This window comes from Buchnera aphidicola (Aphis aurantii), from assembly GCF_039388985.1.
Lineage (GTDB): Bacteria > Pseudomonadota > Gammaproteobacteria > Enterobacterales > Enterobacteriaceae > Buchnera > Buchnera aphidicola_BL.
The window spans coordinates 57,449-73,117 of sequence record NZ_CP135021.1 but is presented as its reverse complement, the minus strand read 5'-3'; the positions used below and the strand labels follow the sequence as shown (position 1 = coordinate 73,117).

The following is a 15,669-nucleotide window of genomic DNA, read 5'->3' as shown; positions in this document are numbered from 1 at the left end:
TAGGGTCGTTAGCTCAGTTGGTAGAGCAGTTGACTTTTAATCAATTGGTCGCAGGTTCAAATCCTGCACGACCCATAAAAAACTCAAGAAATTAAACTTTTTAATAATGAATTCAGTTCCTTTTCGTTAATCATTTTAATTTTTAATTTATCTGCCTGTATAAACTTATTACCAAATCTTTCGCCAAATATTAATAATTCTGTATTTTTCGTAACTCTATTACTAATACAAGCACCTAAATTAACTAAAATTTCTTTTAATTCATTTCTAGAATACTTTTTAAAGATACCTGTTATAACAATATTTTTATTAAATATACTATTGATTTGAGTATTTTGGTTATACGGTATAATATGTAATATTTTTGTTAATTGATTTACTAATTTTCGATTTTTAGAAATCGAAAAATAGTCAAATATATTGCTAGAAACTACGTGACCTATTCCGTCAATTAATTCTAATTCTTCTTTAGAAGCATTCATTAAATGATTAATATCATTAAAATAATGAGATAATTTATCAGCAATTACTTCACCTACAGAAAAAATTCCTAAAGCATAAATCAAACGATTTAAAGTAGTTTTTTTAGATGTAAAAATAATTTGAATAATTTTTCTACTCTTTTTTTTTCCTATATTTTCTAGACTTTGTAATTGATTTTCTTTTATATAAAAAAAATCTATTAAATTTGAAACAATTTTTTTTTGCATTAATTTATTAATAACTTTAGGACCTACACCATTCGCATTTAATGCATTTTTTGAAAAAAAATGATAAAATAATTTTTTTTTCTGAGCATTACATATTAACCCAGCAAGACAACGTGTTATCTTATTGTCTTGATTTGATAATAATTCTGAATTACACATCGGACAATTAATTGGAAATAAAACTTTTTTTGCATTTTTCAAACGTTTTGTTTTAATAATATTAGTAATTTTTGGTATAACATCTCCAGAACGTTCTATAAGAATGTAATCATTAAAATGCAAATCTAATTTATTAATTTCATTTTTATTATATAAAGAAGCTTTCCTGATAAATACACCTGAAATATAAACAGGAGAAAAATAAGCAACCGGGGTAATAACCCCTGTTCTTCCTACTTCAAATTTCACATCTTTTAGCTGAGATATTTGCTTTTTAGGAAGATATTTAAAAGCAATAGCCCATCTTGGCGCTTTATTATTAGCACCTAATTTTTTTTGTAAATAAAGTGAATTAATTTTAATTACAATTCCATCTATATCAAAATCAAACAACAAACGATTTTTTTCAAACTTTTTATAAAAATTTAATACTTCTAAATAATTAGAACAAATTAATATTTCCTTATTAACAGGTATACCCCAACTTTTACATTGACAAAGCATTTCGTAATGAGTTTTGAAATGTTTATTTTTTTTAAAAAAATTAAACCCATGGCAAAAAAACATTAATTTTCTTTCAGCAGTAATTTTAGAGTTAATTTGTCTCAATGATCCAGCAGCTGCATTTCGAGGATTAGAAAAATATTTTTTTTTATTTAAAAAAGATTGAGTATTTAGTTTTAGAAAATCAGACTTTAACATAAAAACTTCACCCTTAATTTCCAACCTTTTAGGTATATTAATTCCTTTTAGTTTTAATGGAATCGATTTAATTGTTTTTATATTTTCTGTAATATTTTCCCCAAAATAACCATCGCCTCGGGTCGCAGCTCGAATTAAAGTTCCTTTTTCATAAATTAAACTAACTGCTACTCCATCGATTTTTAATTCACAGCAAAAATCTATTACAGAACTAGAAATATTTTTTTTTTTAATTCTATTTTCAAATTTTAAATATCCATGTAAATCAAATGTATTTTCTAAAGATAACATGGGAAAAAAATGTGTTACCTTTTTAAATTTATCAATTAAATTTGAACCTATTTTTTGCGTAGGTGAATCAGGAGTAATTAACTCTTTGTGTTTAACTTCTAAATCATATAATTGCTTTAATACATAATCATATTCTGAATCAGAAACTATGGGTTTATCCAAAGTATGATAGTAATAATCATATTTTAAAATTTTTTCACGTAATTTATTAAGTTGATATTTAATTTTTTTCATAAATATATTAGATAAGAATTAAAATAAAAAATAAAAATTTTTAAAAATTTTGAATTCAAAATATTAATAATTTTTATAATATAATTAAAATAAAAAATTTTTTATTTCGTATAAATACATAAATTATAAAAAACAAAAATTTTTATTATATTAATAGGTTAAAAGAATATTATTTTATACACTAGATATTCATACGACACAAATATCAAAAAGTTAACATTTTAATATGAAATATACTATTGATTAGATAAATAAATAAAAAAATTAAATAAAATGAAATATTGTTATTATATCAAAAATAGATTTTTCTAATAATTATCAAACAAAGTATAATAAAAAAAAATAAACTAAATAAATTTTATAAAATAAAAAAATTACTTCAAAGAACGTTTACATTACAGACATAAATTTAAAAACTGGAAAAAAATGAGTAAAATATATAAAGATAATTCATTAACCATTGGTAATACACCTCTTGTTCGTTTAAATAAAATAGGAAATGGAAACATTTTAGTAAAAATAGAATCTAGAAATCCAAGTTTTAGTGTGAAATGTAGAATTGGTGCTAATATGATATGGGATGCAGAAAAAAAGGGAAATTTAAATAAAAATACTAAATTAATTGAAGCGACCAGTGGAAATACAGGAATAGCTTTAGCATATGTTGCAGCCTCTAGAAATTATAAGTTAATTCTTACAATGCCTGATTCTATGTCTATGGAAAGAAAAAAATTATTAATATCTTTAGGAGCAAAATTAGTGTTAACAGATAGCAAAAAGGGAATGAAAGGAGCTATTTGTAAAGCAAACGAAATTGTATCTTGTAATAAAGATGACTATTTTCTATTAAAACAATTTGAAAATCCTGCCAATCCAGAAATACATGAAAATACTACTGGACCAGAAATTTGGCGTGATACTGATGGAGATATAGATATATTAGTTTCAGGAGTTGGTACTGGTGGAACAATCACAGGAATTACAAGATATATAAAAAATATCAAAAATAAAAAAAAACTTATCAGTGTTGCTGTAGAGCCATTAGAATCACCTGTAATCACACAATTTTTATCAGGAAAAAAAATACAACCTGGATTACATAAAATCCAAGGTATTGGAGCTGGTTTTATCCCTAAAAATTTAGATTTAAGTTTAATTGATAAAGTAATAACAATATCAAGTGAAGAATCAATGTTACATGCTCAAAATATTATGAAAAAAGAAGGAATATTAGCTGGTATTTCTTCTGGTGCTGCTATTGCAGCGGCTTTAAAAATACAGAATCAAAAAGCATTTTTAAATAAAAAAATAGTAGTAATACTTCCTTCTTCTGGGGAACGTTATTTAAGTACAGAATTATTTTCTACATCATTTCCAAATAGCAATAAAGATTAAAAAAATACAACTTCTTTAATAAGAAAAAACAAAAAATTTTATTATAGAAGTTGTATTTTAATATTTTTAATAAAAAAATATTTTCTACCATTGTGTTAATAAGGAGAAAAAAATGTTTCAAAATGAAATAAAAATTACTGCAACACATGGATTACATACTCGACCTGCAGCTGAATTTGTAAAAGAAGCAAAAAAATTTATTTCTGATATTCATATTATTTATAATGGAAAATCTGTTAATGCAAAAAGTTTATTTAAAATTCAAACACTTGGTTTAGTTCACGGTAGTTTAATTACGTTATCAGCAGAAGGAAAAGATGAAAAAAAAGCTATTGAACATTTATCTAAAGTAATGACAGAATTAGAATAAATCATAATTAAAAAAATAATTTATGAATTTTTATAAAATACCGGAGGTTTGATATTGCTTCCGGATTTCTTTTATAAAAAGAATATATTCGCCTGACATTCAATGTTTTCCTCTCTACAACAAATATAAAATTTATAGTTAAAGGTAATGTTATATGATTTCAGGCATTTTAGCATCACCGGGTATAGCGTTTGGCAATGCTCTTTTATTAAAAAATGAAGATATTGTCATTAACCGGGAAATAATTTCTGCTCCAAATATTCAAACAGAAATAAAAAATTTTTTAAATGGACAAAAAAAATCAATACACCAATTAACAGAAATCAAATTAGCCATAGGAAAAAAATTTGGAAAAAAACAAGAAGGTATTTTTGAAGGTCATATTATGCTTCTTGAAGATGAAGAATTAACAACAGAAGTAATAGACCTTATTAAAGAAAAAAAAATATCAGCAGCAGAAGCAACTAAATATGTGATTAATAAACAAGCTCAAGAACTGGAAAAAATCAAAGATGAATACTTAAAAAACAGAGCAATTGATATAAGAGATATTGGATTACGTTTATTAAAAAATATACTTAATATTGATATTGTTGATTTGAATAATATAAAAACTAAAGTAATTTTAGTTTCAAAAGATCTTACTCCTTCTGAAACTGCACAAATTAATTTAAAATATATTTTAGGGTTTATTACAGATTTAGGAGGTCCAACATCGCATACTTCAATTATGGCGAGATCGCTTGAAATACCTGCAATTGTAGGAACTGGAAACATTACGAATCACGTTAAAAATAATGATTATATTATTTTAGATTCAATTAATAATCAAATTTTTATTAATCCTTCTAAAATATTAATAAATGAAAAACGAAAGGTAGAAAAAAACTATTTTTTAAAAAAAAATAGCTTTAAAAAACTAAAAAACTTACCAGCAACCACAACTGATGGGCACAATATTAAAATAGGTTCTAATATTGGAAACATTCAAGATGTTGAATCAGCAAAAAAAAATGGAGCTGAATGTATCGGTCTTTATCGAACAGAATTTTTATTTATGGGTCGTAATACATTACCAAATGAACAAGAACAATTTCAAGCATATAAAAAAATTGCAGAAACTATGGAAAATAAATCAGTTATTATAAGAACTATGGATATTGGAGGTGATAAAGACTTACCCTACATGAATTTACCAAAAGAAGATAACCCATTTTTAGGGTGGAGAGCTATACGAATTTCAATGGATAGAAAAGAAATTTTACATACTCAATTAAAAGCTATCCTTAAAGCTTCTGCTTTTGGTAAAATATATATTTTATTTCCTATGATTATTTCTGTTGAGGAAATTAGAATATTAAAAATAGAAATTAAAAAATTAAAAAAGCAATTAGATGATAAAAAGATACTGTATGATAAAAATATTAAAATCGGAATTATGATAGAAACCCCTGCATCAGCTATCATCGCTGATCATCTAATAAAAGAAGTAGATTTTTTTAGTATTGGAACTAATGATTTAACACAGTATACTTTAGCTGTTGATAGAGGTAATGATCTAATTTCACATTTATATAATCCAATAAGCCCATCTGTATTAAAATTAATTAAAAAAGTAATAGATACTTCACATAAAAATGGAAAATGGACCGGCATGTGCGGAGAATTAGCAGGCGATGAACGCATTACCGCTCTTTTACTGGGCATGGGTTTAGATGAATTTAGTATGAGTTCAACAAGTATTCCAAAAATCAAAGAAAAAATTCGAAAAACATCTTTTTTAAAAGCTCAACATTTAGCCGAAAAAATATTAACTTTATCTACAACAAAAGAAATATTAAATTTATTAAATCAATTTAATTAAGGAGTAATTTGATTTTCCAAAAAAAAGAAACTAATAATAGAAGTGCTTAGGAGAATAAAATGGGTGTATTATCAGATTTTTTTAATAGAAAAAAATCTAATTTTTCAAAAAAAATAGAAATTTTCGCGCCTGTATCAGGTGAAATAATAAATATTGAAGATGTACCAGATATTGTATTTTCAAAAAAAATTGTAGGTGATGGAGTTGCAATTAAACCATCAGGTAATAAAATAATATCACCAATCAACGGAACTATCGGTAAAATACTTGATAGTAAACATGCTTTTTCAATGCTCTCAGAAGATGGAGTGGAATTGTTCGTTCATTTTGGAATCGATACGATCAAACTAAAAGGAGAAGGTTTTGAAAAAATAGCACAAGATGATCAAGAAGTAAAAATAGGAGATACTATTATAATATTTGATTTAAATGTCTTAGAAAAAAAAGCACGTTCTATTTTAACACCTGTCGTAATATCTAATATGGACAAATTCAAAAGAATAGAAAAGTCATCAGGTTCTATTATTGCCGGTGAAACAATAATTATGTCTTTATATAATTAATTCCTGTAAAAAATAAAAACGGTGCTATTATTTAGTACCGTTTTATTTAATTCAAGAGAAAAAAATGATTTATATTTCTAAAATAATTATTTCTATAATTATAGGTACAATAGAAGGGATAACAGAATTTCTTCCTATTTCATCAACAGGTCATATAGTTTTGATTAGTCATTGGTTAGGTATATTAAATAAAAATACAGATATATTAAAAATATTTGTGCAATTTGGATCAGCAGTGGCAATATTAATATTTTTTTCTAAAAAAATAATAAATTTAATAAAATTTAAAAAAAACAAAAATATTCACGTATTGATATCTTTAATACCTACAGTATCTTTGGGTTTTATCTTTTACAATGATATTAAGTTATTATTTAATCCGAAAAATATTATGTATGCATTAATTTTAGGAGGTATTTTTCTTATTATTTCAGAATTTTTTAAACCTAAAAAATCCACAACAAATTCTATTTATGATATAAATTTATTACAATCATTTATTATTGGATGTTTTGAAGCATTATGTTTATATCCAGGATTTTCAAGATCAGGAGCAACTATAGGAGCTGCAATATTATTGGGTCTTGAACGTTCTGTTGCAATAGATTTTTCTTTTATTATTTCAATTCCATTAACATTAGGAGCATCTTTGTTAGATCTAATAAAAAACATACATAATGTTAATATAAATCATATACCATATTATTTAAGTGGATTTTTTATATCTTTAATAATTTCTTTGCTTTCAATTAAAAGACTAATTACAATATTAAAAAAAATTTCATTAAATATTTTCGGATATTATCGATTTATATTAGCAAGCTTAATTTATTTTATAAATTAATAAACACAATTTTATATTAAAGCAAATTTTTAAAATATTTTGTTCTCCATGCATTTAATTTTTCAATTCTTAATCGATTTAATTCGAATTTTATTTGTTTACCTTTAAAACCTTTCTTTAAGATAGATTGAATAGATATATTTTGTGCAATATAGAAAGATTTTTCTAAAAATAAACCAGGTGATAAATTAATATTCGAAGTGTTATTTAATTTATTATTTAAAAAATTAAAATTACTTAACAATATAAATTTTTTAATACGATCTGGTTTTCTCCAGGCATCTATTTTAGAAAAAAAACTTATAATATTTTTAGAAGTTTGATAATTTATTAAACTTAAAAATTTATAAAAACCAACACATAAAACAACCATATCTTTAATATGTATAGGAATATTAAAACGATTGCAAAAATTTTTAACAATAGACGCAGAAACTTGATCATAAAATTTTTCATTAGATGTATAATTGATATTTAACGAAATAAATTGAAATAAATAAGCAAAACGTATAGAAATATCTTTAGTTAAAACAGATATTTTAGCTAAACCCATTGATAAAAAACAATTATTTAAATGATTAAATATATTTATAAAAAATAACTCTTTTCGATAAAGAAAAGATATTTCTGGAAAAATTAACTTAAGCGCTTTACAAGAATATAATACTTGAAAATAAATATGAGGATTATTAGTTTTAAATGCTTTTTCAGTTTCACTCCAAATTCTATTAATAGTTAAATATAATAGTTCTTTTTTTTTTACTATTTCACACATTAAAAACATAGTTTCTTTAGCGATTCGAAACCCTAAATGCATTAATTGAGCTGCAAATCTCGCCGTTCTTAAAACACGTAATGGATCTTCAATAAAAGATCCTGAAACATGACGTAATAATCGATTCTCTAAATCCTTTTTACCATGATATGGATCGATATAATTTCCAAATTCATCTTGTGCAATAGCATTAATTGTTAAATCACGTCTAACTAAATCTTCTTCTAAGGTTATAGAAGAATGAAAATTAGTATCAAAACTAGTATATCCTTTTCCTAACTTTCTTTCTTTTCTTGCTAAAGCATATTCCTCATGTGTATCTGGATGCAAAAAAACTGGAAAATCTTTACCAACTTGTTGAAATTTCTTTTTTAATAATGTTTCTTTAGTCGCTCCGACTACTACCCAATCTCTATCTTTAATTGGCAAATTTAATAACTGATCCCGAACAGCACCACCAACTAAATATATTTTCATAAAAATTTTCTCATACTTAAAAATAAAATTTTATTTTAAAACAAAAAAAACATAAAGTATTTAAATGTTTAAAAAATTATTTTTAATAATTAAGTATTGTAATAATTTTATACTTAATATTACTATATCAAATATAATTATATGTTTATCATCTAAAAGGATTCGCTATGAAAAAAAAAATAATTGATTTTAATAATGCACTTGTTTTGGTAGTTGGAGATTTAATCTTAGATTGTTATTGGTATAGTAAAAATTATTATATGTTATCAGAACAATCAATGCCTGTAGCACTCATTAAAAAAATTAAAAAACAACCAGGTGGAGCTGGAAACGTAGCTAAAAATATTGCAGAAATAGGTGGTCAATGTAAAATAATTGGTTTAATCGGGGAAGACAGAGAAGGTATAATATTAAAAAAACTTCTTAAACATATAAAAATTTATTCTGATTTAATAACTGTTAAAAATACTAAAACAATTACAAAAATTAGAATTGTATCTGAAAAAAAACAATTAATGCGACTAGATTTTCAAGAAAAATATATTTTTAATGATTTTAACAGGTTATATAAAAAAATTATTAATTCATTAAAATATTATAAAGTTTTAATATTATCGGATTATGCTAAAGGAACGCTATTTGATGTAGAAAAAATTATTAGTTTAGCAGCAAAAATGTCTATTCCTGTGCTTATAGATCCAAAAGGAATAGATTTTAAAAAATATTCTGGAGCAAGCTTATTAACACCCAATTTTTCTGAATTTGAAAAAATAGTAGGAAAATGTGATAAAGAACAGCAAATATTAAAAAAAGGAATTAAATTAGTATCTGAGTTAAATTTGTTAGGATTATTAGTCACTCGATCTAAAAACGGTATGACATTATTTCAATCTGGGAAAAAACCGATACATTTTCCAGCAATATCTAAAATAGCATCAGATGTCACAGGTGCTGGAGATACAGTAATTTCCATTATTGCTTCAGCTTTAGCTACAGGCTACTCTTTAGAAGAGTCATGTTTTTATGCTAATATTGGAGCAAGTATAGTAATACAAAAAATAGGAACCGAAACTGTAAATATTCATGAATTAAATACAGTTTTAAATATATAATAAAATAAAATTTTATATCTAAATATTATATGTAATACTTAGATATAAAACATGTAATTTTTTTAAGTAACCCATTTTCAGATTGCTCTTAATTTTGATTTTATATATAATATTTTATTCAATACATTATTAATTTTTAAATTTTTTATATAAAATTTTTAAAAAATTATTCACTCATGTTGTATTTTATAAGATTTTTAAAATGAATCAAAAATTACTTTTCGAATTTGGAAATCCTGAAGAACGGGTAGAAAAAGGAATATTAGCTTTAAAATCTGGACAAGGTATTATCATAATAGATGATGAACAACGAGAAAATGAAGGTGATCTTGTATTTTCATCAGAAAAAATGACAGTAGAACAAATGGCTTTTACCATACGATATGGCAGTGGTATTGTATGTTTATGCATTACAGAAGACAAACGTAAACAATTAAAATTACCCATGATGGTTAAAAATAATACCAGTACTTATCGTACTGGATTTACAGTAACAATAGAAGCTTCTCAAGGAATTTCCACTGGTGTTTCAGCTCAAGATAGATTAACAACTATAAAAACAGCTATAGCAGATAATGCTCAACCTAGCGATTTAAATCGACCCGGTCATGTATTTCCTTTAAGAGGTGATATAGGTGGAATTTTAGCAAGACCTGGCCATACAGAAGCAGCTATTGAGATAGTATCTCTTGCTGGTTTAAAACCAGCTGGAGTTATTTGTGAATTAACTAATAAAGATGGATCAATGTCTCGAACACCCGAAATTATTAAATTTTCAAAAGAAAAAAAAATGACAGTATTAACCATAAATGATTTAATTTTGTACATTCAAAAAAAATAAATGTATGAAATTATTTAAAAAAAAATGGATGGTCTAAAGACCATTTTGGATCAATTAAAATTTCCAATGAAGAAATATTTTTTTTTTTATAGTACAAAGATCCTAAATAAGCAATCATTGCTCCATTATCTGTGCAAAATTTTGAAGCAGCATAAAATACTTGACCACTAAAAAATTTTTTCATCATAATTGATGATCTTTGGCGTAATAATTTGTTTGCACTTACACCTCCAGCTATTACTAGATTATTCCACCCTTTTTGATATAATGCTTTTTTTGCTTTAATTAATAATATATCAATTACTGCTTCTTCAAAAGCTTTAGCAATATTTGCTTTTTCTTGGTAATTTAGAATTTTATCTTTAATAATATTCATAACAAAAGTTTTTAATCCTGAAAAACTAAAATTTAAACTTGAATCATTTTTCATAGGACGAGGAAAATATAAATTGTGTTTTATACCTTTCATTGCTAAATTAGATAATTCCTGACCATTTGGGTATTTTAAACCTAATAATTTTGATATTTTATCAAAAGCTTCACCTGCTGCATCATCTAACGAATTTCCAAGAATTTCATATTTTCCCAATTTATAAGCCGCAACAATTTGAGTATGCTTACCAGATACTAATAGTCCAATAAATGGAAATGTTATTGACTTACACTCTAACATTGGTGATAATAAATGTGCTTCCATATGATTGATAGGTAATATAGGAATATTTAAAGAAAAACCTAGAGAACAAGCAAAAGTTGCACCAACTAATAAAGAACCAACTAAACCAGGCCCCGCAGTATATGCGATAAGATCAATATCCTTCTTGATGTTTATTTTTTTAAAAATTTTATCTATTAAAAAAATTATTTTTTTTGAATGTTCACGTGATGCTAACTCAGGTACAATTCCGCCATAATAAGCATGTATTTTTTTTTGGTCATATAATTCGTTGATTAATAAACCTTTAATGCTGTCATAAATGGCAATACCAGTATCATCACAGGATGTTTCAATACCTAATACTTTCATTTCAATACCTATTAATTTAAAGTTAAACAATACAAGTAATATTACAATAATTAAAATTAAATTTTCTTTAAATAAAATAATAAAATTTAAAAAATGATTCTTTACAATATAATATTAATTAAGATAGGATTTGTTATATAAAATATAATAAAAAAAATTACATAATAAATTTATATGTTATTTCAGATAATCGAGGTATATAAATGCCAATAATAAAAGTACGTGAAAATGAACCATTTGATGTTGCTCTTCGTCGTTTTAAAAGATCTTGCGAAAAAGCAGGTATTTTAGCAGAAATACGTAGAAGAGAATTTTATGAAAAACCAACTACTGAAAGAAAACGAGCTAAAGCCTCTGCTATAAAACGTTTAGCAAAAAAACTCACACGAGAAAATGCAAAACGCATTCGAATGTATTAAATATTTTAAATATATAAAAAATTAAAAAACCGTTCTTTAAAAAGAACGGAGATTATATTATAAAAAAATTTATGTCTGGAAAAATACCAAAATATTTTATTAATGATTTATTATCAAAAACTAATATTGTTGATCTTATTAATACACGAATAAAATTAAAAAAAAACGGTAAAAATTATCAAACTAATTGCCCATTTCATAATGATAAAACACCATCATTTACAGTAAGTTATGAAAAACAATTTTATTATTGTTTTGGATGTAATATACATGGAAATGCAATCGATTTTTTAATAAACTACGAAAATTTAAATTTTATAGAAAGTATTGAAGAACTATCTTTAATGCATGGTCTTTTAATACCTTTTGAAAATAATGTACAATCTGAACAAAACGATTATTTCAAAAAACAAAAATTATATTTATTAACAGATAAAATATCTAAATTATATCAAAAAAATATAATGCTAACTAGTTCTGCCTGTGAATATCTAATTCAAAGGGGAATTAATAAAAGTATGATACAATTTTTTAGCATTGGTTTTTCAGACTTTAATTGGAATTTTTTTTGTAAAAAATTAAATATAACAAAAAAACTTGAAACAGAATTATTTAATTATAAAATTATTTCTATTAATAAAAATAAAAAAAAATATGATCCTTTTCAAGGGAGAATAATTTTTCCTATACATGATAAACACGGAAGAACTATAGGTTTTGGAGGTAGAACAATAGAAAATATGTCTCCAAAGTATATAAATTCTACTGAAACAAATATTTTTTATAAAGGCAAACAAATTTATGGATTATATCAGGTAAAAAAAATACATCCAAAACCAAAATATCTATTAGTAGTAGAAGGATATATTGATGTTATTATACTAACACAAAATAAAATTGATTATGTAGTTTCTTCATTAGGAACATCAATTACAAAAGAACATGTACAAATACTTTTCCGAAATACTGATACAGTTATATATTGTTATGACGGTGATATTGCTGGAAAAAATGCTGCTTGGAGAACTTTGAAAATTACATTACCATATATATCTGATAAAAAAACTATAAAGTTTATAATATTACCTGAAAATGAAGATCCAGATAGTATTATTAAAAAAGAAGGAGCAAAAAATTTTAAATTACGCATTAAAAACGCTCTTACAATGTCTAAATTTTTTTTTAAAAATATTTTAAAAGGTATTAATCTATCATCTAGTGATGATAAATTTCATCTAAGTGTGCGTGCTTTACCTTTAATAAATTGTATATCTAGTGATACAATACAGATTTATTTAAAACAAATATTAGCTCGAATAATAGGAATTTTAGATGATTATCAATTTGAAAAATTTTTATATCATCAAAAAAATAAAAAAAATAATATTTTACAATATAAAAACAAACAAACTCCAATGCGAACTCTTATAAGCTTACTTGTTCAAAACCCTAACTTATCAACATTAGTCACTTCAATAAAGCAATTTAATAAATCAAAGGAAAAAGGAATTCCTATTTTTTTAGAAATTTTAAAAACATGTTCAGAAAATCCACATTTTAATACAGGTCAACTGCTAGAATTTTATAGAAATAGTGAAATAATTAATATTTTAAAAACTCTCTCAACATTAGATCATATGATAGTTGAAGAAAAAATAAAAAATGTGTTCTTAGATTTATTAAAAAATATATATAAAAAAGATCTTGAAAAAAGACAAGAATATCTTATTTCGAAAGAAAGAATTAACGGGCTTACAATGTATGAAAAAAAAGAAATTTGGTCTATTAACAAAAAATTAAAAAAATGATTAATAATTTCTTTGTATTACATATTAATATTGTCTTAAGTATACCTGAAAATTAAAACAATTCTATATTCATTATTGACTAAATAGTCAATTAATATTCATTATATTAACAGAATTTGGATATTTTCCTATGGAGCAAAACCCAAAGTCACAACTTAAGCTGCTTGTTACACATGGTAAGGAGCAAGGGTATTTAACCTATGCAGAAGTTAATGATCATCTTCCAGAAGATATTATTGATTCCGAACAAATCGATGACATTATCCAGATGATTAATGATATGGGAATTCAAGTCGTCGAAGAAGCACCTGATGCAGATGATTTAATGTTAAATGAAATAAATACAGATACAGATGAAGATGCAGTGGAAGCAGCCACACAAGTTTTATCAAGTGTTGAGTCTGAGCTAGGAAGAACCACTGACCCCGTACGAATGTATATGAGGGAAATGGGTACTGTTGAATTACTTACCAGAGAGGGAGAAATTGATATAGCAAAACGAATTGAAGAAGGTATTAACCAAGTGCAATCCTCAGTGTCAGAATACCCAGAAGCTATTACATATCTTTTAGAACAGTATGATCGAACTAAAACTGGACAAATAAGATTATCTGATATAGTAATAGGTTTTGTTGATCCTAATGCAGAAGAAATATCATCCTTTTCAAATACTACACATATAGGAACTGAACTTCTAGATGAAGTTTCAAATATTGAAGTACATGATCCAAATACAGAAGATCACACAAACGAAGAAGACGAAGAAGACGAAGAAGACGAAGAAGACGAAGAAAATAGTATTGATCCAGAATTAGCAAATGAAAAATTTTCTGAATTACGTCAACAATACACTAATACAAGCCGTACAATTAAAACCAAAAATAGAAACCATAAAGATTCATTGCTAGAGATCTATAATCTTTCTGAAATTTTTAAACAATTTAGATTAGTTCCAAAACAGTTTGACCATTTAGTGAATAATATGCGTGAAATGATGGAAAGAGTAAGAATACAAGAAAGAATAATCATGAAATTATGTATTGAAGAATGTGAAATGCCAAAAAAAAATTTTATAAAAGTTTTTTCAGGAAATGAAACGAGTTCAGATTGGTTTGTAAAAGAGAAAACTTTAAATCAACCCTGGTCTAAAAAATTACAAAAAGTTGAAGAAAAAATTTTTATAAGTATAAAAAAATTAAAAAACATAGAAAAAGAAACAGGTTTAACAATTTTGGAAGTAAAAGATATCAATAAAAGAATGTCTATTGGAGAAGCAAAAGCTAAAAGAGCAAAAAAAGAAATGGTAGAAGCAAATCTAAGACTAGTTATATCTATTGCAAAAAAATATACTAATAGAGGATTACAATTTTTAGATTTGATTCAAGAAGGAAATATTGGCTTGATGAAAGCAGTGGATAAATTTGAATATCGTAGAGGATATAAATTTTCCACTTATGCAACATGGTGGATTAGACAAGCAATTACCCGATCTATTGCAGACCAAGCAAGAACCATTCGTATTCCTGTTCATATGATAGAAACTATTAATAAACTCAATCGAATTTCCAGACAAATACTTCAAGAAACAGGACGAGAACCAACACCTGAAGAACTTTCTGAAAAAATGTTAATTCCTGAAGATAAAATTAGAAAAGTCTTAAAAATAGCTAAAGAACCTATATCTATGGAGACCCCTATAGGAGATGACGATGATTCTCATTTAGGTGATTTTATAGAAGACACTACATTAGAACTTCCATTAGACTCAGCTACTTCTGAAAGTTTGAGATCTGCAACACATGATGTTTTATCAGGTCTAACAGCTAGGGAAGCGAAGGTACTACGAATGCGTTTTGGAATTGATATGAATACTGATCATACTTTGGAAGAAGTTGGAAAACAATTTGATGTCACTCGAGAAAGAATAAGACAAATAGAAGCAAAAGCATTAAGAAAACTACGTCATCCAAGCAGATCAGAAGTATTGCGTAGTTTTTTAGATGATTAAAAACAACCAATTAAAAATAAAACTTCTGTAATAAATAATTATAACATATATATGTTCTTAATAAAACACA

The 15,669-nt window shown here is 24.8% G+C and carries 13 protein-coding genes and 1 tRNA gene; 11 read left to right on the top strand and 3 right to left on the bottom strand.

The genetic code is table 11. The annotated features are described in order from the left end of the window. Nucleotides 1-2 precede the first annotated feature (2 nt). Nucleotides 3-75 (top strand) — tRNA-Lys (locus RJT32_RS00345). 8 nt (nucleotides 76-83) lie between these two features. Here RJT32_RS00345 and ligA read toward each other — a convergent pair. Next, on the bottom strand, nucleotides 84-2,096 hold the full coding sequence (gene ligA, locus RJT32_RS00340) for an NAD-dependent DNA ligase LigA (RefSeq protein WP_343154313.1): 2,013 nt from the start codon (nucleotides 2,094-2,096) through the stop codon (nucleotides 84-86). Between the two features lie 426 nt (nucleotides 2,097-2,522). On the opposite strand from ligA, the gene cysK reads away from it, so the two are divergent. The 5 genes from cysK (at nucleotide 2,523) to RJT32_RS00315 (ending at nucleotide 7,132) form a co-directional block, all read left to right on the top strand. Further along, nucleotides 2,523-3,491, top strand: coding sequence for a cysteine synthase A (gene cysK / locus RJT32_RS00335; protein ID WP_343154312.1), 969 nt, complete (start codon nucleotides 2,523-2,525; stop codon nucleotides 3,489-3,491). Between the two features lie 112 nt (nucleotides 3,492-3,603). Then, a complete protein-coding gene (locus tag RJT32_RS00330) occupies nucleotides 3,604-3,861 on the top strand; it encodes an HPr family phosphocarrier protein (protein WP_343154311.1) in 258 nt (85 codons plus the stop codon). Between the two features lie 154 nt (nucleotides 3,862-4,015). Continuing rightward, on the top strand, nucleotides 4,016-5,725 hold the full coding sequence (gene ptsI, locus RJT32_RS00325) for a phosphoenolpyruvate-protein phosphotransferase PtsI (protein WP_343154310.1): 1,710 nt from the start codon (nucleotides 4,016-4,018) through the stop codon (nucleotides 5,723-5,725). 59 nt (nucleotides 5,726-5,784) lie between these two features. Next, nucleotides 5,785-6,288, top strand: coding sequence for a PTS glucose transporter subunit IIA (crr, locus tag RJT32_RS00320; protein ID WP_343154309.1), 504 nt, complete (start codon nucleotides 5,785-5,787; stop codon nucleotides 6,286-6,288). 64 nt (nucleotides 6,289-6,352) lie between these two features. After that, on the top strand, nucleotides 6,353-7,132 hold the full coding sequence (locus RJT32_RS00315) for an undecaprenyl-diphosphate phosphatase (RefSeq protein WP_343154308.1): 780 nt from the start codon (nucleotides 6,353-6,355) through the stop codon (nucleotides 7,130-7,132). Between the two features lie 16 nt (nucleotides 7,133-7,148). Here the strand turns inward: RJT32_RS00315 and RJT32_RS00310 are convergent, their stop codons facing one another. Continuing rightward, on the bottom strand, nucleotides 7,149-8,384 hold the full coding sequence (locus RJT32_RS00310; protein WP_343154307.1) for a tRNA CCA-pyrophosphorylase: 1,236 nt from the start codon (nucleotides 8,382-8,384) through the stop codon (nucleotides 7,149-7,151). A gap of 167 nt (nucleotides 8,385-8,551) precedes the next feature. Between RJT32_RS00310 and rfaE1 the strand changes: the two genes are divergently transcribed. Together rfaE1 and ribB are read left to right on the top strand one after the other, a co-directional pair. Then, nucleotides 8,552-9,496: a D-glycero-beta-D-manno-heptose-7-phosphate kinase gene (gene rfaE1, locus RJT32_RS00305; RefSeq protein WP_343154306.1), complete on the top strand. Its 945-nt coding sequence runs from the start codon at nucleotides 8,552-8,554 to the stop codon at nucleotides 9,494-9,496. A 202-nt stretch (nucleotides 9,497-9,698) separates the two neighbouring features. After that, nucleotides 9,699-10,337 carry a 3,4-dihydroxy-2-butanone-4-phosphate synthase gene (gene ribB / locus RJT32_RS00300; RefSeq protein WP_343154305.1) on the top strand — a complete coding sequence of 213 codons (639 nt, stop codon included), beginning with the start codon at nucleotides 9,699-9,701 and terminating at the stop codon, nucleotides 10,335-10,337. A 10-nt stretch (nucleotides 10,338-10,347) separates the two neighbouring features. Here ribB and tsaD read toward each other — a convergent pair whose 3' ends face one another. Then, nucleotides 10,348-11,364 (bottom strand): tRNA (adenosine(37)-N6)-threonylcarbamoyltransferase complex transferase subunit TsaD, encoded by a 1,017-nt coding sequence (gene tsaD, locus RJT32_RS00295; RefSeq protein WP_343154304.1) that lies wholly within the window; start codon nucleotides 11,362-11,364, stop codon nucleotides 10,348-10,350. 203 nt (nucleotides 11,365-11,567) lie between these two features. Here tsaD and rpsU point away from each other — a divergent pair, with 203 nt between their 5' ends. The 3 genes from rpsU (at nucleotide 11,568) to rpoD (ending at nucleotide 15,599) form a co-directional block, all read left to right on the top strand. Further along, on the top strand, nucleotides 11,568-11,783 hold the full coding sequence (rpsU, locus tag RJT32_RS00290; RefSeq protein ID WP_053940044.1) for a 30S ribosomal protein S21: 216 nt from the start codon (nucleotides 11,568-11,570) through the stop codon (nucleotides 11,781-11,783). Nucleotides 11,784-11,854: 71 nt separating this feature from the next. Next, nucleotides 11,855-13,591 (top strand): DNA primase, encoded by a 1,737-nt coding sequence (gene dnaG / locus RJT32_RS00285; protein ID WP_343154303.1) that lies wholly within the window; start codon nucleotides 11,855-11,857, stop codon nucleotides 13,589-13,591. Between the two features lie 130 nt (nucleotides 13,592-13,721). Then, entirely contained in the window at nucleotides 13,722-15,599 is a 1,878-nt protein-coding gene (gene rpoD, locus RJT32_RS00280; RefSeq protein ID WP_343154302.1) for an RNA polymerase sigma factor RpoD, read from the top strand. Nucleotides 15,600-15,669 lie beyond the last annotated feature (70 nt).

Coding starts and splice junctions, on each gene's coding strand:
- rpsU (WP_053940044.1), top strand. CDS start 11,568: ATGCCAATAATAAAAGTACGTGAAAATGAACCATTTGATGTTGCTCTT.
- ribB (WP_343154305.1), top strand. CDS start 9,699: ATGAATCAAAAATTACTTTTCGAATTTGGAAATCCTGAAGAACGGGTA.
- ligA (WP_343154313.1), bottom strand. CDS start 2,096: ATGAAAAAAATTAAATATCAACTTAATAAATTACGTGAAAAAATTTTA.
- RJT32_RS00330 (WP_343154311.1), top strand. CDS start 3,604: ATGTTTCAAAATGAAATAAAAATTACTGCAACACATGGATTACATACT.
- rfaE1 (WP_343154306.1), top strand. CDS start 8,552: ATGAAAAAAAAAATAATTGATTTTAATAATGCACTTGTTTTGGTAGTT.
- tsaD (WP_343154304.1), bottom strand. CDS start 11,364: ATGAAAGTATTAGGTATTGAAACATCCTGTGATGATACTGGTATTGCC.
- dnaG (WP_343154303.1), top strand. CDS start 11,855: ATGTCTGGAAAAATACCAAAATATTTTATTAATGATTTATTATCAAAA.
- ptsI (WP_343154310.1), top strand. CDS start 4,016: ATGATTTCAGGCATTTTAGCATCACCGGGTATAGCGTTTGGCAATGCT.
- rpoD (WP_343154302.1), top strand. CDS start 13,722: ATGGAGCAAAACCCAAAGTCACAACTTAAGCTGCTTGTTACACATGGT.
- cysK (WP_343154312.1), top strand. CDS start 2,523: ATGAGTAAAATATATAAAGATAATTCATTAACCATTGGTAATACACCT.
- crr (WP_343154309.1), top strand. CDS start 5,785: ATGGGTGTATTATCAGATTTTTTTAATAGAAAAAAATCTAATTTTTCA.
- RJT32_RS00315 (WP_343154308.1), top strand. CDS start 6,353: ATGATTTATATTTCTAAAATAATTATTTCTATAATTATAGGTACAATA.
- RJT32_RS00310 (WP_343154307.1), bottom strand. CDS start 8,384: ATGAAAATATATTTAGTTGGTGGTGCTGTTCGGGATCAGTTATTAAAT.